19 protein-coding genes are annotated in these 16,347 nt (G+C 58.5%); 15 read left to right on the forward strand and 4 right to left on the reverse strand.

The features are described from left to right. Positions 1 to 11 precede the first annotated feature (11 nt). Both ACIQ1A_RS02070 and ACIQ1A_RS02075 read right to left on the reverse strand, forming a co-directional pair. Entirely contained in the window at positions 12 to 527 is a 516-nt protein-coding gene (locus ACIQ1A_RS02070; protein ID WP_395769419.1) for a hypothetical protein, read from the reverse strand. After that, the gene (locus tag ACIQ1A_RS02075) at positions 524 to 1,096 is read right to left on the reverse strand and encodes an RNA polymerase sigma factor (protein ID WP_395769420.1); all 573 of its coding nucleotides are present in this window, start codon (positions 1,094 to 1,096) and stop codon (positions 524 to 526) included. The genes ACIQ1A_RS02070 and ACIQ1A_RS02075 overlap by 4 nt, the downstream gene beginning before the upstream one ends. Positions 1,097 to 1,182: 86 nt before the next feature. On the opposite strand from ACIQ1A_RS02075, the gene ACIQ1A_RS02080 reads away from it, so the two are divergent. The 5 genes from ACIQ1A_RS02080 to ACIQ1A_RS02100 all read left to right on the forward strand — a co-directional run bounded on the left by ACIQ1A_RS02080 (position 1,183) and on the right by ACIQ1A_RS02100 (position 5,313). Next, positions 1,183 to 2,121 carry an SPFH domain-containing protein gene (locus ACIQ1A_RS02080; RefSeq protein ID WP_395769421.1) on the forward strand — a complete coding sequence of 313 codons (939 nt, stop codon included), beginning with the start codon at positions 1,183 to 1,185 and terminating at the stop codon, positions 2,119 to 2,121. After that, positions 2,118 to 2,552, forward strand: a complete 435-nt coding sequence (locus ACIQ1A_RS02085; protein WP_395769422.1) for an NfeD family protein — start codon at positions 2,118 to 2,120, stop codon at positions 2,550 to 2,552. The genes ACIQ1A_RS02080 and ACIQ1A_RS02085 overlap by 4 nt, the downstream gene beginning before the upstream one ends. A gap of 49 nt (positions 2,553 to 2,601) precedes the next feature. Next, positions 2,602 to 3,687, forward strand: coding sequence for a glycine cleavage system aminomethyltransferase GcvT (gcvT, locus tag ACIQ1A_RS02090; RefSeq protein ID WP_395769423.1), 1,086 nt, complete (start codon positions 2,602 to 2,604; stop codon positions 3,685 to 3,687). Positions 3,688 to 3,760: 73 nt separating this feature from the next. Continuing rightward, positions 3,761 to 4,156: a glycine cleavage system protein GcvH gene (gene gcvH / locus ACIQ1A_RS02095; protein WP_395769424.1), complete on the forward strand. Its 396-nt coding sequence runs from the start codon at positions 3,761 to 3,763 to the stop codon at positions 4,154 to 4,156. Positions 4,157 to 4,941: 785 nt separating this feature from the next. Next, positions 4,942 to 5,313: a hypothetical protein gene (locus tag ACIQ1A_RS02100; protein ID WP_395769425.1), complete on the forward strand. Its 372-nt coding sequence runs from the start codon at positions 4,942 to 4,944 to the stop codon at positions 5,311 to 5,313. Positions 5,314 to 5,407: 94 nt separating this feature from the next. Here the strand turns inward: ACIQ1A_RS02100 and ACIQ1A_RS02105 are convergent, their stop codons facing one another. Continuing rightward, complete coding sequence (locus ACIQ1A_RS02105) at positions 5,408 to 6,679, reverse strand: serine hydrolase domain-containing protein (RefSeq protein WP_395769426.1); 1,272 nt, start codon at positions 6,677 to 6,679, stop codon at positions 5,408 to 5,410. Positions 6,680 to 6,777: 98 nt separating this feature from the next. Here ACIQ1A_RS02105 and ACIQ1A_RS02110 point away from each other — a divergent pair, with 98 nt between their 5' ends. From ACIQ1A_RS02110 to ACIQ1A_RS02130, 5 genes are read left to right on the forward strand one after another with little or no spacing between them, the layout of a single operon-like run. After that, positions 6,778 to 7,341: a YqgE/AlgH family protein gene (locus ACIQ1A_RS02110; RefSeq protein ID WP_395769427.1), complete on the forward strand. Its 564-nt coding sequence runs from the start codon at positions 6,778 to 6,780 to the stop codon at positions 7,339 to 7,341. Next, positions 7,341 to 7,811 carry a Holliday junction resolvase RuvX gene (gene ruvX / locus ACIQ1A_RS02115; protein WP_395769428.1) on the forward strand — a complete coding sequence of 157 codons (471 nt, stop codon included), beginning with the start codon at positions 7,341 to 7,343 and terminating at the stop codon, positions 7,809 to 7,811. Before ACIQ1A_RS02110 ends, ruvX begins: the two co-directional genes overlap by 1 nt. Further along, the gene (locus ACIQ1A_RS02120; RefSeq protein WP_395769429.1) at positions 7,808 to 8,731 is read left to right on the forward strand and encodes an aspartate carbamoyltransferase catalytic subunit; all 924 of its coding nucleotides are present in this window, start codon (positions 7,808 to 7,810) and stop codon (positions 8,729 to 8,731) included. Before ruvX ends, ACIQ1A_RS02120 begins: the two co-directional genes overlap by 4 nt. Beyond that, positions 8,728 to 10,611, forward strand: a complete 1,884-nt coding sequence (locus tag ACIQ1A_RS02125) for an ABC-F family ATP-binding cassette domain-containing protein (protein ID WP_395769430.1) — start codon at positions 8,728 to 8,730, stop codon at positions 10,609 to 10,611. Before ACIQ1A_RS02120 ends, ACIQ1A_RS02125 begins: the two co-directional genes overlap by 4 nt. A 43-nt stretch (positions 10,612 to 10,654) precedes the next feature. Then, entirely contained in the window at positions 10,655 to 10,894 is a 240-nt protein-coding gene (locus ACIQ1A_RS02130) for an FmdB family zinc ribbon protein (protein ID WP_395769431.1), read from the forward strand. Between the two features lie 48 nt (positions 10,895 to 10,942). Here ACIQ1A_RS02130 and ACIQ1A_RS02135 read toward each other — a convergent pair whose 3' ends face one another. After that, positions 10,943 to 11,890 carry a DUF3011 domain-containing protein gene (locus ACIQ1A_RS02135; protein WP_395769432.1) on the reverse strand — a complete coding sequence of 316 codons (948 nt, stop codon included), beginning with the start codon at positions 11,888 to 11,890 and terminating at the stop codon, positions 10,943 to 10,945. Positions 11,891 to 12,096: 206 nt separating this feature from the next. Here ACIQ1A_RS02135 and aspS point away from each other — a divergent pair, with 206 nt between their 5' ends. The 5 genes from aspS to ruvA all read left to right on the forward strand — a co-directional run bounded on the left by aspS (position 12,097) and on the right by ruvA (position 16,347). Further along, positions 12,097 to 13,854 carry an aspartate--tRNA ligase gene (gene aspS, locus ACIQ1A_RS02140; protein ID WP_395769433.1) on the forward strand — a complete coding sequence of 586 codons (1,758 nt, stop codon included), beginning with the start codon at positions 12,097 to 12,099 and terminating at the stop codon, positions 13,852 to 13,854. A 3-nt stretch (positions 13,855 to 13,857) separates the two neighbouring features. After that, positions 13,858 to 14,457: an esterase/lipase family protein gene (locus tag ACIQ1A_RS02145; protein WP_395769434.1), complete on the forward strand. Its 600-nt coding sequence runs from the start codon at positions 13,858 to 13,860 to the stop codon at positions 14,455 to 14,457. Between the two features lie 61 nt (positions 14,458 to 14,518). Then, the gene (locus tag ACIQ1A_RS02150; RefSeq protein WP_395769435.1) at positions 14,519 to 15,238 is read left to right on the forward strand and encodes a YebC/PmpR family DNA-binding transcriptional regulator; all 720 of its coding nucleotides are present in this window, start codon (positions 14,519 to 14,521) and stop codon (positions 15,236 to 15,238) included. A gap of 3 nt (positions 15,239 to 15,241) precedes the next feature. Further along, a complete protein-coding gene (gene ruvC / locus ACIQ1A_RS02155) occupies positions 15,242 to 15,766 on the forward strand; it encodes a crossover junction endodeoxyribonuclease RuvC (protein WP_395769436.1) in 525 nt (174 codons plus the stop codon). Then, positions 15,763 to 16,347, forward strand: coding sequence for a Holliday junction branch migration protein RuvA (gene ruvA / locus ACIQ1A_RS02160; RefSeq protein WP_395769437.1), 585 nt, complete (start codon positions 15,763 to 15,765; stop codon positions 16,345 to 16,347). The genes ruvC and ruvA overlap by 4 nt, the downstream gene beginning before the upstream one ends.

A 16,347-nucleotide genomic window follows, 5' to 3' on the forward strand; every position in this document is an offset into this window, starting at 1 on the left:
TGGGGGATGGTTCAGTTGGTGCTGGCCAGGGCCAGATCGAAATTGCGGCCGACGGCGTTGAAGTCGGCATTGGTGCGGTTGAGTTGCAGGCCTTGGTCGAGCAGATTGACGCGTTGCTGCCAAAGCGCTTGGGCTTGTTCCGGAGAGGGTTGCTGCGAGAGGTCGGCATCAATGGCGGCCAGCTGGTCTTCGATACCGAGGTTGGCGGCGATGACGCTGGCGCTGGAGATGGCATCATCCTGCTGGGCGTAGAAAGCGGTTTCCAGACGTGCCGAATGATCCATCAGGGACTGGATGTCGGTTTGTTTTGCCGATTGCTCTGTTCCTGCGACGGTCTGCGGTGACGTGTGAATAAGCGTTTGCCAGAGCAGTACGGCCAATGCCGTGCTGGCCACTAGCGCCAATGCCGGCTTCGGCCAACTCCGCTTTTGTGGCAGATGTTGCTGCAGACCGGGCCATGCACTGGTTGCCGGTGTTTCCAGCGGCAATTGACGCAGTGCATTCGGCAGATCAATGGCGGTGTTCATGATTCGGTTCCTGTAGTGGGGCGGATGGCCAGGGTGTCACGGAGTTTTCGGGTGCCGCGGGAAAGCTGTGATTTTGAAAAGGAGGGTGTTTTCCCCATTTGTCCGGCGATTTCTTCATGGGTAAAGCCTTCCACGTGGTAAAGCCAGAGTACGGAGCGGGTGATTGCCGGAAGTGTCTGCAGGGCCTCGATCATCTGCGCCGCTTCGGCCGCCTGCGGCGGCATCGCGGTGCCGTTGTCGGCCAGATCCGAGTCGTACACATCTTCCTCCTTGAAACCTTTCGCGCTGCGCCGGAGTCGCATCAGGGCTTCATTCACCGCAATCTGCCGAAGCCAGCCCCAGAACGGGGACTGGCCTTTGAATTCGCCGATCCGGGTCATGACCTTGATCATAGAGTCCTGCAGAACCTCCTGGGCCTCGGCGGGCTGCCCGCACAGGCGCAGTCCCAGGGTGTAAATCGGCCGTTCGAACCAGCGGTAAATCTGCTCGAAAGCCTGCCTGTCACCACGTTTCGCGCGCTGGATCAGGCTGTCGGGAACATCAATAGCGAAATGGGATGCATGGCTCACTGTCTATAAGATGCCTTGGAGTCGGAAATGGTCGCACGGCTGTTGAATAGCTCTATAATGGCTGTAATACCTGCTAGGAGCCATTCATGAATACTTTTATTATCTTCGCACTCCTGTTCTTTGCTGCCCTAGCGCTAATGAAAATGGTGCGCATGGTTCCGCAGGGGTTCCAGTGGACGGTCGAACGCTTCGGTAAATACACTCGGTCTCTGCAGCCCGGCTTGCATTTTCTGATTCCAATCATGTACGACGTGGGTCGCAAAGTGAACATGATGGAGCAGGTTCTGGAAATCCCCTCGCAGGATGTAATCACTAAAGACAATGCCGTGGTGAAAGTGGACGGCGTGGTTTTTTTCTCAGTGCTCGACGCCGCCAAGGCCGCCTATGAAGTATCCGATCTACAACAGGCCACCATCGCTTTGGTCATGACCAACATCAGGACCGCTATCGGTTCGATGGACCTGGATGAATCCTTGTCCAAGCGAGATGAAATCAATGCCAAGTTGCTAAACGTAGTGGATACCGCTACGCATCCGTGGGGCATCAAAGTTAATCGAATCGAATTGAAAGATATTCAACCGCCTCGTGATTTGGTGGAATCCATGGCTCGGCAGATGAAAGCTGAGCGCGAAAAGCGCGCTAACATTCTGGAAGCAGAGGGTTTTCGTCAGGCCGAGATTCTTCGTGCTGAAGGTGAAAAGCAAGCTGCTATTTTATCGGCTGAAGGACGCAAAGAAGCCGCCTTTCGTGAAGCTGAGGCGCGTGAGCGTCTAGCCGAAGCAGAGGCCAAAGCCACCCAAATGGTTTCGGACGCTATTTCGCATGGTGACGTGCAAGCCATCAATTACTTTGTGGCACAAAAGTATGTTGAGGCTTTGGGCAAGTTCGCTGATTCCCCAAACCAAAAACTGATGATTCTACCAACCGAAGTCACTGGTGTGATGGGCTCTATTGCGGGCATTGCTGAATTGGCAAGAGCCAGTTTGGATAAACATAAGGCCGATAACACGGATAAATCCAAATGAGTAACGCCGCGATTGTTTGGGCTGTCTTGGCCTTGGTGTTGATTGGCCTTGAAACCCTCGCGCCTGGAATATTCCTGCTATGGTTTGGCTTTGCTGCTGCAGGTGTATTCCTTCTCGTGCTGCTTGGCCTGCCACTGAGTGTAGTCATGCAAACGTTATTGTTTGTCATTTTCTCGTTTGTGTCCGTAGCGGTGTATTTCAGGTATTTCCGCGGCAAAGCCAATGAAACCGATCACCCCTTGCTCAACCAAAAAAACCAGCAAATGCTAGGTTTGGTGTTGATTCTGGAGAGTGCGATTGTCAATGGCCATGGCCGGGTGAAGGTGGGCGATGCGTTCTGGCAGGTTCATGGACCCGATGCCCCTCTGGGATCGCGCGTCACCGTCATTGCTGTGGATGATGGCATCCTGAAGGTCGGCCTCGCCGATTGATCGGGACGCTATGCGATAATAGGTGTTTGCCGCTGCCATCGGGAATGCCATGATCCAGAAAACCATCTACAACCAGACCCACCGCGAAGCCGGCGCCAAAATGGTCGACTTCGGGGGTTGGGATATGCCCATTCATTACGGATCCCAGATCGAAGAGCATCATGCCGTCCGCAATGATGCCGGCATGTTCGATGTCTCGCATATGACCGTCATCGATGCGCACGGTGCCGGCGCCCGCGCCTATCTGCGCCGGTTGATTGCCAATTCCATCGAGAAACTGAAAGTCCCGGGCAAGGCGCTTTATTCCTGCATGCTCAATGAAGCCGGCGGCGTCATCGATGATCTCATTGTCTATTACATGAATGACGCTTTCTACCGCGTGGTCGTCAACGCATCCACCCGCGACAAGGATCTGGCCTGGATGACGGCCCAAGCCGCCGGTTTCGACATCCAGCTCAAGGAACGCGCCGATCTTGCCATGGTCGCGGTGCAGGGTCCGAATGCGCGCACCAAGGTTTTGTCCTTGCTGAGCGCTGAGGGTGCCGAACGCGCTACCGCACTCGGCAAATTCGTCGCCTGCGAGGCTGATGGGCTTTTCATCGCCCGAACCGGTTACACCGGTGAGGATGGGTTTGAAATCATGGTTCCCGATGACCGTGCCATCGCCTTCTGGCAGGCCCTGACCTTGGCCGGGGTGCGTCCGTGCGGTCTGGGTGCACGCGATACCCTGCGACTGGAGGCCGGCATGGCCCTTTACGGCCAGGACATGGATGAGGCCGTCAGTCCTTATGAAGCCGGTCTGGCTTGGACTGTGGCACTCGACGACGGCCGGGATTTCATCGGTCGTCCGGTGCTTGAAAAACAGCTTGCCGACGGTAGCGCCCGCCAGATGATTGGTTTGGTGATGGATGACAAAGGTGTTTTGCGTCACGGCCAGGCGGTTTTTTCCGCTGCCGGTGATGGCGAAATCCTGTCAGGAACGTTTTCACCGACCCTTTCAAAGGGTATTGCACTGGCCCGCGTGCCCGCCGGCGCGGTCGGTGCGGTCGAGGTCGACATCCGCGGCCGCCGACATCCCCTGCGCATGGTCAAATATCCGTTCGTCCGTGATGGTAAGCCCCAGCCCGGCGTCTAATGCGCGCCCTTAACGCAGGCGTGCGTTAGGGGTAAACTATCCTGACCTGAATCCCACAAACCGAGAGAGTGTTATGAGCGAAATCCCCGGCGATTTGAAGTTCCTGAAATCCCATGAGTGGGCGCGTATCGAAGACGGCGGCCAGATTACCGTTGGAATTTCCGAGCATGCACAATCCCTGTTGGGTGATCTGGTGTATGTCGAGTTGCCTGCCGTGGGCGATACCGTGACCGTCGGCGCAGCCGCGGCTGTGGTCGAGTCGGTCAAGGCCGCATCCGACGTCTACAGTCCCGTCACCGGCACGGTTACCGCCGTGAACGAGGCTTTGTCTGATAAGCCGGAAACCATCAATGAAGATGCCTATGGCGAAGGCTGGATGTTCACTGTACGGATTGACGATGCCGAGCAGCTTAACGAGCTTCTGTCGCCGGACGAATACGCGGCCCTGATCGAAGAAGAAAGCCACTGACCGATATTTCGGAAAGGGCCGTCGGCGATGCCGGCGGCCCTTTTTTTGTTCTTCGAATCCCGTCGCCCTTGCTTGCCAACGGTTCCATCAACGCCGTTTCGATCCGATGCGGGCGGCGTTACAAGGGTTTGAAATGCCCCTGAAAACTTGCGCACTTTTGCCCTTTTCGGCGTTTTTTAAAAGTTGCCCGGCGGGTTTTTCTTAAAGTAATTTATCAGGTTGTGAGCCCGTCCCCGAGATGCCGAAACCGCATCGATGAAGATTTCTATTGCAGTGAAATAAAATCAACATGCGCTGTAAGCCTTTATTTACAAGGCTTGTAGGCTGCATACAAAATAAATTTGTTTGGTGCGGCTTTTTCACCGATGTTCTGGCGTCGATGCCGCCGCCGAGCGCGCCGGCGTGACCGGGAATTTTTTTTGCAAAAGGTGTTGACATTGCAAAATCACTTGATTAGCTTTCATTCTAGATACACCACATAACGAGCCAAGTGATCAAGACTTTCTCAACAATTCAAGCAGACGCAAACGATTGTTCGTCGGCAATTGAGAAATTCCTGTCCTCCGCGAAACGCGTCTCGAAACGGGTAGTGTCGCACCAGAATTCATACGCCCGGTTCCGGAAGGTTCCGGGTGTTTTCATTTCAGCCACGGATTCCGTGGCGAAATATCTGTCCAGCCGGGTTCGCCCGGCCGGCAGTTTGCCGGGCGATTTGCCCGGTGTACGTTTCACTGGGCATTTCGCTTCATTCCATTGTTCCAAAGCCAACTGACGAGGAGTTGACCATGGCTACCAAGAAAGCTGCAAAGAAACCGGCCGCTAAAAAAGCCGCCGCTAAGAAAGTCGTAAAGAAAGCCGCTGCCAAGAAAGCAGTGAAAAAGACTGTAAAGAAAGCCGCTGCCAAGAAAGTTGTTAAAAAGGCTGCGAAAAAAGCCGTTAAGAAAACTGTGAAAAAAGCGGCTGCCAAGAAAGTCGTCAAAAAAGCCGCCAAAAAAGCAGTGAAAAAAACCGCTGCTAAGAAAGTGGTGAAAAAAGCTGCCAAGAAAGCTGCCAAGAAACCGGCCGCCAAAAAAGCAGTCAAAAAAGCCGCTGCTAAAAAAAAAGTAGTTAAAAAGAAAGCTGCCGCTCCGGCCGCTCCGGCAGCGCCTGTGATGTAATTAGCTGTACCGATTACCGTAACATCCCCCTCTTGATACTGCCCAGGTCAAGAGGGGGCTTTTAATAGGACGCCGATGGCGTCTTTTTTCATGCCTAGTCTTGGGCGGCGGTGCCGGAATCATCCAGCTCAAGCCAGTTACGGCCAGGTATCGACAGGGCCCGGTCAATCCATGCCGGCAGTAGTGCCGATGGGGCGGCGCTCTCGCTGTTCCAGAGAACGACGATTCCGACATCCTCCTCAGGCAGAAAGGCGATCAGCCCGCGGTAGCCCCGAACTGCACCGCCGTGAAATATCAGCTTCCTGCCTTGATAGGTGAACACGCGCCAGCCCAGAGCATACTCGGCACGGCTGAGGCGCTCGCTGCGCCAGCCTGAGGAACGTAACTCGCCGGGGGTATTGACCAGGGGGGTATGGGTCTTGCGCAGTAGTTCCGGCGAAAGAACATCGGGATAATGCCCGAGCTGTGCATTCAGCCAGATGGCCATATCGGTGATGCTGGCGTTGACGCCGGCGGCCGGTGGTACATGGTAGTAATTTTCGTTCGGCATGCCGGAAACCCAGCCCTTGCCACCGTAGCTATGTGGACGCGCCCAATTGCCGGAGGCCATCAGGGAAACCCGGCCATAGGTGGCGGATTTCATGCCGAGCGGAATGAATATCTTTTCTTCGACCTGATGGGTATAGAAGTCGCCGGTGACGGCAAAAACCATGTCGCCGATCAGACTGTAGGCGATGTTCTGATAGCCATAGCATTCGCCAGGTGTACAGGTCAATGGGGCATCGGAAAGCCGCTCGGCCAATAAAGGGTAGGGTATGCTGCTTTCCAAATCGCGGTCGTAGGTGTTTTTGGCCAAACCAACCTGATGGCTGAGGATGTCACTGACGGTGAGTTTTTGGGAGGCACTGTAATCCCGAAGCTTGAATGCCGGCAGTTGCTTGGAGATCGGGGTGTCCCAACCGAGTGCCTGTTCTTCCACCAGAATGCCGGTCAGGCTTGCAGCGAATCCTTTTGAAAGCGAGGCCAGCCGGAAAATCGTATCGCTTCGGACCGTCTGTCCGGTCCGGATGTCGGTGACGCCATAACCGCGGGCGGAGAGCACACGGCCGTCCTGAACCAGTGCCATGGCCATGCCCGGGAATTTCTTCTTCTGCATGAAAGCCTCGGCCAGGCGCTCCATTTCACGGGCATCACCCTGCAGGTTGCGAACCCGGTTCGGATTGGCGCGTGTCACGGAGGCGGCTTGGGTATTGTTGCCGGTCGGAACGGGTTTGCTGTTCTGGCTGACGGCTGTTGATAACCCGGCAGTTGCCAACAGGACGGTGACGGCGGCGAAGATTTTCGGGAATCGGCTGGATTTCGGCATCTTCGCGGGTCGTTGACGGGATGAAGCTAGTCTATCCTGAGCCGGCAGGGGACTCAATGAACGGCGAATAAAATACGCCCGCAAGGTACAATAGGCAGATGTCCAACACCACGAGCCTCGCCGAACAGCTGCTGATTGCCATGCCCGGCATGGAGGATGGTTATTTCGCGCGTTCGGTGTCCCTGATCTGCCAGCATGACACCCAGGGCGCCATGGGTCTGGTGCTGAATCAGGATTCCGAATTCACGCTGGGATCATTGTTCGATCAGCTTGGAATGCCTTGCCAGAATCCGCGCCTGCGCGCCGTCAATGTTCTCTCCGGTGGTCCGGTCAGTCCGGAACGCGGATTTATCCTGCACAGCGACGGTCGAAGTTGGGATTCCAGCCTGCATTTAGGCAATGGATTGACCGTTTCCACCTCCCGCGACATCCTGACGGCGTTGGCGGCAGGCGAGGGTCCGGATCGGTTTCTGGTTCTGCTGGGCTATTCCGGGTGGTCGGCCGGGCAACTTGAAGACGAGTTGGCTGAAAACGCCTGGCTGAATGCGCCGGTTTCCGAAAAGATCATTTTCGATGCGCCGATCACGGAGCGTTGGCAAGCGGCCGCGCAGCAGATCGGGGTCAATCTGTCGCTGATGTCCAGCCATGCAGGGCATGCCTGATGGACTGGCAACAGAACGGGGTACTGACGGTATTGGCTTTCGATGTCGGCGCACGCCGCACCGGAGTTGCCGTGGGCAACAGTCTGTCGGGAACGGCGCGACCGGTCGGCATTCTGGATGTGTTCGACAGCGGTCCGGATTGGCCGTCCGTGGATGCCTGGATGCGTGAGTGGATGCCGAATGGACTGGTGGTCGGCAATCCGCTGACACAGGATGGTGAAAGCCAGCCGGCACGGGACAGAGCACTTCGGTTTGCTCACGACTTGCAGAGCCGCTACGGAAAGCCGATCAGCCTGATGGACGAACGCAACACATCAATCGAGGCCGCGCAGCGTTTTGCCGAAAGCCGTGCCCGCGGCGAAAGTAAGCGTCACCAGGCCGACCAGCTCGATGCCTGGGCGGCCGTCATCATTCTGGAACGCTGGTTCCAGCAACCCCAAAACCGAACCAATCTGGACGTAATCACATGAGCTTGCACCATCTTCTTTCCATAGCCGATCTTGAGCGCAGACAACTGCGGGCCTTGCTGGACAGGGCGCAGGAACTGCGCCACCAAGCGCTTGGCGGTACCGGTCTACGCGGCACACTGCAGGGCAGGACGGTCTGTCCGCTTTTTTTCGAGGCATCGACTCGGACCCGCAGCTCGTTCATGTTGGCAGCCACCCGCCTCGGTGCCGATGTCTTGCCGTTTGAGGTGGCCAATTCAAGCGGCAAAAAGGGTGAAACCGCCATTGATACCATGCGGACACTTGAAGCCATGGGTGTCGATTGCTTCGTCGTCCGTACTGCCATCGACGGTGAGCTGCGTGCGTTGGTGGCGGCGGCGAAGCCTGAGACCCGCTTCATCAATGCCGGTGATGGCCGCAGCAACCATCCGACCCAAGGCTTGCTCGACATGCTGACCATCCGTCAGCACAAGGGCATGGATTTTTCACGTTTGAACGTGGTGATTGCCGGCGACATCCTGCATTCACGGGTCGCGCGATCCGGCCTGCAGGCCTTGAAAATTCTGGGTTGCGGCGAGATCCGGGTCTGCGGTCCCGATAGCCTGATGCCGAGTGACGGTACGCTGGATGGTTGCAAGCATCTGTCCCGTTTTGATGAAGCCGTGGCCGGCGCCGATGTGGTGATGATGCTGCGCCTGCAACGCGAGCGCATGGAGCAGGGTTTGGTCGGTTCGTCCGAAAGCTATTTCAACGATTATGGCCTCGATCCACGGCGACTGGCGCTTGCCGCCCCTGATGCCATCGTCATGCATCCGGGCCCCATGAACCGCGGCGTCGAGATTGCCGATGCGGTTGCCGATGGCGATCAATCGGTCATCTTCGAGCAGGTCAGTAACGGGGTGTCCGTGCGCATGGCGGTACTGCAGGCGGTCTTCGCCGCATGATTGCATTCCGTAACTTCGCGCTTCGGCGCGGCGAGCGCCTGTTGCTCTCCAATATCGACCTGACCCTGCATGCCGGGACCCGTGTCGGTGTGGTCGGCCGCAACGGCTGCGGCAAGACCAGCCTGTTCGCGGCGGTGCTTGGCGAGGTCGATGCCGACAAGGGCGATATCGACATGCCGACCCGTCTGCGTATCGCCAGTGTTGCCCAGGAAACCCCTTCTTTGCCGGATTCAGCACTGGATTTCGTGCTCAGCGGCGATCAGGACGTGTTTGATGTCATCCGTGCCGAAGCCGCCGCCATGGATGCCGAAGATTACGATGCCGTCGCCGAAGCGCACCAGAAGCTGGATGAGCTGAACGGTTATGACGCGCCGGCGCGGGCCGGCAAGCTCCTGCACGGGCTGGGCTTCGGGGCCGAGAGCCATCTGCGCCCGGTTTCTGACTTCTCCGGCGGTTGGCGCGTGCGCCTGAATCTGGCGCGGGCACTGATGAAGCCTTCGGATCTGCTGCTCCTCGATGAGCCAACCAACCACCTCGATCTTGATGCCGTGCTCTGGCTCGAGCAGTGGCTGTTGCGGTATCCCGGCACCATCATGCTGATTTCGCACGACCGCGAATTCCTCGACGGCGTCTGTACGCATACGCTGCATCTGAACGAAGGCAAGGCCAAGCTCTATACCGGCGATTACACCAGCTTCGAACGCCAGCGTGCCGAGCACCTGCGCCTGCAGCAGATCAGCTTTGAGAAGGAACAGGCCGAGCGCGAGCATCTGCAGAAATTCATCGACCGCTTCAAAGCCAAGGCCAGCAAGGCCAAGCAGGCCCAGTCCCGCATGAAGCGATTGGCCAAACTGGCCGGCACCGAGGCCGTGCGTGCCGAACGGGCCATGCACATCCAGTTCGGACAACCTGCCAAACTGCCGCACTCCCTGATCCGTCTGAATCAGGCCGATTGCGGCTATGGCCACACGAAAATTCTGGATCAGGTCGGTTTCGGATTGGAAGCCGGCGACCGCGTCGGTCTGCTCGGCCCGAACGGCGCCGGTAAATCCACGCTGGTGAAGACCCTGGTCGGCGAGCTGGCCCTGTTGGATGGCGAGCGCGTGGCGCATCCCGACCTACGCATCGGTTATTTCGCCCAGCACACCGTGGAAAGCCTGACCGAAGGCCAGAGCCCGATTTGGCATCTGAAGGAAATCGCGCCGGATGCCGGCGAACAGGTGTTGCGTAATTTTCTCGGACAGTGGTATTTCGTCGGTGACCGCGCCTTCGAATCAGTGGACGGCTTTTCCGGGGGCGAGCGTGCCCGGCTGGCCTTGGCGCTGATCGCCTACCAGCAGCCGAACGTGCTGCTGCTCGACGAACCGACCAACCATCTCGACATCGACATGCGCGAGGCCTTGGCCGAGGCGCTTAGCGACTTCGACGGCGCCATCGTGCTGGTTTCGCATGACCGCCACTTGATCGGCTTGGTCAGTGAGACCTTCTGGCGCGTCGCCGATGGCCGCGTCGATCCGTTCAATGGCGATCTGGATGAATATGCCGTTTGGCTGAAGGCACGCGGCAACAAAGCCGATCAGGTCGCCAGCAAAGCCCGCAGTGAGGCCAAAGCGGAAGCGGCCAAGCCACAGGCACCGCCGAAGTCCACGGCCGAGCTCGGCAAGCTGCAGAAGCAGGTCGAAAAGCTGGAGGCCCGGATGGCGGAGCTGGATTCGCAACTGGTGCATATCCAAGAAGAGATGGCACGGCCTGAGTTGTATCAGTCTGATGGCGGCGCTGTGCTCCTGCAGCTGGGTCAGCAGCAGCAAAAGCTGGAGGCTGAGCGTGCCCAGGTCGAGGCCCGCTGGCTGGACGCCTATGCCGCGCTTGAAAACGGCTGAACCGCCCCGAATTACCCACCACCCTCACGACATCCGGTGCCCCATGCCCCTTTATGATTTTGCCTGTTCCGATTGCGGCCACCGCTTCGAGCGCCTGCAGAAAATGTCCGACCCGGATCCGACGATTTGCCCGGCTTGCGGCAAGTCTGCCGTGTCCCGTCAGGTGACCGCGCCCAGTTTTCGCCTGGCCGGTTCCGGGTGGTACGAAACCGATTTCAAGAAAGACGGGGACAAAAAGAAAAATCTGGCCGAGGCACCCTCGAGCGCCCCGAAAGCGGAATGAAAAAACCCGGCCAATGGCCGGGTTTTTCTTTTTGGCGGTCGATGTGTATCAGCGGGTGCCGAAACGGGCGCTGCAGCTGTTTTTGACCCACAGGCCACGGCCGTCGTAATCCCAGTCGATGCCTTCAGCGCAACGGCCGGCCAAGCGCTCGATCAGGCGCGGTTCGCCGCGGTTGCGGTCCCAGGCGCAGGTACGCAGGGCGCCGTTATAGCTCGAGCAGGTCACGGTGTATCCGTTATTCCAGTTGCCACCGGAGCCGCCATTGCCACCGCGGACCTGGAATTCGCCACGGCAGCCGTTGGAGACCCAGATAATGTCGCGCTTCTCGCCCCAGCTGTAGCCCTCGGTGCAGCGGTTACTGGATAGCTGGCGAACCAGAACGGTATTGCCGCTATAGGGTTTGCGGCATTCGCGGTAACGGCCGCCGTCGCTTTCACAGCGGAAGGTCTGGCCGTTGTTCCCATTGCCGCCGCTGCTTCCCCAACCGGTTCCGGAATCGACGAATCGGCCGCGACAGCCATCATCGACCCAAATGAGGCCTTGGCGCGAGCCCCAGTTGCGGCCTTCAACGCAGCGCGTGTCGGAAATATTTTCAACCAGACGCGCGCGGCCGCGGAAAGGCGTACGGCATTCGTTGTAGCGGCTGTCCTTGCTGGAGCAGATGACATTGCCCGGGTTCCAGTTACCGCCCGGTGGCGGATTCCAGTTGCCAGTGCTGTTGCCGCGAAGGGACACGGCAATGTCATTTTTGATCTTGCTGAAGGTCCAGCGCGAGAATTTGATCTGGTCCAGGTAAAAATCCAGCTGGTCATCGGGAATCTGGCGGCCGCGGGATTGTTCGCGGTATTCCTTTTCGATGACGCGGATCTGATCGGGCACCGGCAGCGAACCGATGTTCTCTGGCGCATAGGCCCTTGTATCGACCGGGGGCTTGGATTGTGCCTCGGCACCGAAACTCAGACTGGCCATAAAAAGGGCGATAACGAGACGGATCATCAGCGGACTCCCATGTGAGGCGGTTCGAGCCACTATACCGCGCCATTTCTGAACCGAAAAGTAACCGGCGTGGTTCAAAACGGGTTCGGTATCCGGTTCGGCGGGCGATTGGGCCGGCAATCGGCAAAAAAGCACCGAAAAGCGCGCACATGACCGGCCTGTCCTTTAAAATAGCGGGTTCGAGACAGCCAAGAGCCCAAAGCCCCATGCGTAGCCATTACTGCGGTCAAATCAACGAATCCCACATCGGCCAAACCATCACCCTGTGCGGCTGGGCGGATGTGTCCCGGAATCTGGGTGGCGTCTGCTTCATCGATCTGCGTGACCACGAGGGCATCGTGCAGGTGGTGGCCGAGCCGGATAACCCGGCATTCGCCGATGCCGAAAAGGTCGGTTACGAGTACTGCCTGCGGGTGACCGGTAGCGTGCGTGCGCGCCACAGCGTCAACAGCAAGATCGCCACCGGTGCCGTGGAAGTGCTGGCTGAGCGCATCGAGATCCTGAACGCTTCGGCCAGTCTGCCGTTTTACAACCATGAGAATCCCGGCGAGGACATCCGCCTGCGTTACCGCTATCTTGATCTGCGCCGCCCGGAAATGCAGAAGACCATGCGCAAGCGCACGGCGCTGGTGCAGGCACTGCGCCGCTTCCTGGATTCCGACGGTTTCCAGGATATCGAAACCCCGATTTTAACGAAGGCCACGCCGGAAGGCGCACGTGACTATCTGGTGCCGAGCCGCGTGCACCCGGGCGAATTTTTCGCCCTGCCGCAGTCGCCGCAGCTGTTCAAACAGCTGCTGATGATGGCCGGCATGGACCGCTACTACCAGATCGCCCGCTGCTTCCGCGACGAAGACCTGCGCGCTGACCGTCAGCCTGAATTCACCCAGCTCGACATGGAGTTCGCCTTCATCACCGAACAGGACATTCAGGATTTTGTCGAAGGCATGATCCGTACCATCTTCAAGGAAGTGCAGGGCGTTGAATTGGCCAATCCGTTCCCGCGCCTGACCTATGCCGAGGCCATGCGCCGTTACGGCTCCGACAAGCCAGATCTGCGCATCGCGCTGGAGCTGGTGGACGTGGCCGATTTGGTCAAGAATTCCGGATTCAAAGTGTTCACCGACTGGGCCAATCATGCCGAGGGCCGCGTTGCGGTTCTGCGCGTGCCCGGCGGCGCGGCGCTGTCTCGCAAGCAAATCGACGATCTCGGCGCCTATTGCGCCAAATACGGCGCCAAGGGCTTGGCCTGGCTGAAAGTCGAGGATTTGTTGAAGGGACGCGAGGGCATCAATTCGCCGATTGCCAAATTCCTCGATGACGCCACCCTGACCGCCGTGCTGCAGGACGCACAGGCCAACAACGGCGACATCCTGTTCTTCGGTGCCGGTGCTTACAAAACCGTATGCGACTTCATGGGCGCGCTGCGCTTGAAAGTGGCCAAGGATCTGCATCTGGTTGCCGAAGGCTGGGCGCCGCTGTGGATCACCGATTTCCCGATGTTCGAGTGGGACGAGGATGCGCAGCGTTACATGGCGCTGCACCATCCGTTCACCGCACCGAAGGTGGACGATGTCGATGATCTGGTCGCCAATGCCAAGACTGCGGTCAGCCGCGGTTACGACATGGTGCTCAATGGCAACGAAATCGGCGGCGGTTCGGTGCGTATCCATCGTACCGCGATGCAGAGCACGGTATTCGATCTGCTGGGCATCTCCAAGGAAGAAGCGCAGGTCAAGTTCGGTTTCCTGCTGGAAGCACTTCAGTACGGCGCTCCACCGCACGGCGGTATTGCATTCGGCATCGATCGCATCGCCGCGCTGATGGCAGGTACCGATTCGATCCGCGATGTCATCGCCTTCCCGAAAACCGCATCGGCACAATGCCTGCTGACCAGTGCACCGTCTGCGATCCCGGATGTGCAGCTGGCCGAGCTGCATGTGAAAGTCCGCGACCCGCAGTAAATTATGGCGCGTCGTGTCCTGCTCGTGCATGGCTTGTGGATGCATGCACCGGCTCTGTATTACTGGGCGCGGCAATTGCGTGCGGCCGGTTACCGCACACAGTATTTCTCTTATCGTTCCCTGCTACAACATCCGGAGCGGGCAGAAGCGCGTCTGCGCGCCGAGGCCTTGGCAGAGCCGGATACCGACATCCTTGCGCACAGTCTGGGCGGTTTGATTGCCTTGGAGGCGTTAACCGGATGCGGAGATTTCCGCGGCCGCATTCTTTGCGTGGGTTCGCCATTGGCCGGCAGCCGGGTGGTACGTCGCTACCGGAATACGCCCGTGGGATTTCTGGCAGGGCGCAGCACCGCATTGTTATCCCGTGGTTTCACGCAGGTTCCTGATGGGCTGGATGTTTCGGTGATTGCCGGCACCGATCCGAAGGGATTGGGTCGATTCGTGCATCGTTTCGACGAGACCAATGACGGCAGCGTGGCTTTATCGGAAACACGCATTCCGGGTCTACACGTGCATTTGACGGTTCCGGTCAGCCACAGTGGACAGCTGTTTTCGAAAGCCGTCATCAAGCAGGTCCTGACCCTCTTGAATCGCGAAGACTGAACAAGCCAAAGCCATCGGAAAAGCCTATAATTGGCCATTGTTTTGCAATCCGAGAGTGTTTATGGGCCGATTAATGGCAATTGCCGGACGCAAAGGCGCACAGGACGCCCGCCGCGGCAAGATTTTCACCAAGCTGATCCGTGAAATTTCGGTCGCTGCCCGGCAGGGCGGCGGTGATCCGGCCGGCAATCCGCGGCTTCGCTTGGCGATGGACAAGGCCTTGTCCGCCAATATGGCCAAGGATGTGATGGAGCGTGCCATCAAGAAAGCAACCGGTGAGCTCGAGGGCGTCAATTACGAAGAGCTGCGCTATGAAGGGTATGCTCCCGGCGGCGTGGCGGTTATCGTTGACTGCATGACCGACAATAAAGTGCGGACGGTTTCCGATGTCCGCCATGCCTTCAGCAAGTACGGTGGCAATCTCGGTACCGACGGTTCGGTCGCCTTCATGTTCCGCAAATGCGGCGTCATCAGCTTTCCGGCCGGGTCCAATGAGGATGCGGTGACCGAAGCTGCCATCGAAGCCGGTGCTGACGACATCGTGGTCTATCCGGAAGACGGCGCCATCGACGTCATCACCGCGCCCGAGCAGTTCGAGGCGGTCAAGATCTCGATGCAGGCCACCGGTCTGGTGCCCGAAGAAGCCAGTGTGACCATGCGCGCCGACAATGACATCAAAATCGGCGGTGAAACCGCCGAGCAGGTGCTCAAGCTGCTCGATATGCTGGAAGACCTCGACGATGTCCAGAACGTGTATTCCAACGCCGAACTCGAATCCTGATACGTGACCGTCCGCATCCTCGGCATTGATCCAGGCTCGCAGCGCACCGGCGTCGGCATCATCGATGTCGATGCCGCCGGGCGGATTACGCATGTGCACCATCAGCCGATCGTGCTTCTGGTTGCCGAGAATTTTCCACAACGTCTGAAAGTGCTGCTCGATGAGCTGGATGCCCTGATTACCCGGTTCCAGCCGCAGGAAGTCGCCATCGAGAAGGTGTTCATGGCGCGCAATCCCGATTCTGCACTCAAACTCGGCCAGGCACGCGGCGCTGCCATGTGTGCGGCGGTGCTGCGTGATCTGCCGATCCACGAGTACGCCGCCAAGGAAATCAAGCTGGCGGTCGTTGGCAAGGGCGGTGCCGACAAGGTGCAGGTCCAGCACATGATGGGCGTTCTGCTGAACCTCAATGGTAAAATACAAGCCGACGCCGCCGATGCCCTGGCGGTCGCCGTCACCCACGCCAATGTGCGTGCCACCGCCAACCGCATCGGCATCTCGGCGCGGCAGGTCTGGAGCAGGAAATGATCGGACGATTGCGCGGTACCCTCATCAGCAAACAGGCGCCCTGGATTCTGCTCGAAGTCGGCGGTGTCGGTTATGAGCTGGAAGTGCCGATGTCGACCTACTACGACCTGCCGGCGGCCGGCGAAGCGGTCGCCCTGATCACCCACTATGCGGTGCGTGAGGATGCGGTGGCTCTGTATGGATTCGCCACCGAAGCCGAACGCCGCCTGTTCCGCGATGTCCAGAAAGTCTCCGGGATCGGTGCCAAGATTGCGCTGGCGGTCCTTTCGGGCAGCAGCGTCAATGAATTCACGCGTATGCTGCAAAACGGCGACATTGCCGCTCTGGTCAAAATTCCCGGTATCGGCAAGAAAACCGCCGAGCGGATGATTGTCGAGCTGCGCGAGCGTAGTCAGCAGATGCCGGTAGCGCTTGGCGGCGGTTCTGCCATGCCGGCCGATGCCATCAGCGAAGCCAGCATCGCGCTGCAGCAGCTGGGCTACAAACCGGCTGAAATTTCGCGCATGGTGAAAGATGCCAAATCCACCGATAGCGCGGAGGACATCATCCGCGCCGCCCTGAAATCCGCATTGAGGTCTTGA

The organism is Arenimonas sp. (genome assembly GCF_044353605.1).
GTDB lineage: Bacteria > Pseudomonadota > Gammaproteobacteria > Xanthomonadales > Xanthomonadaceae > Arenimonas.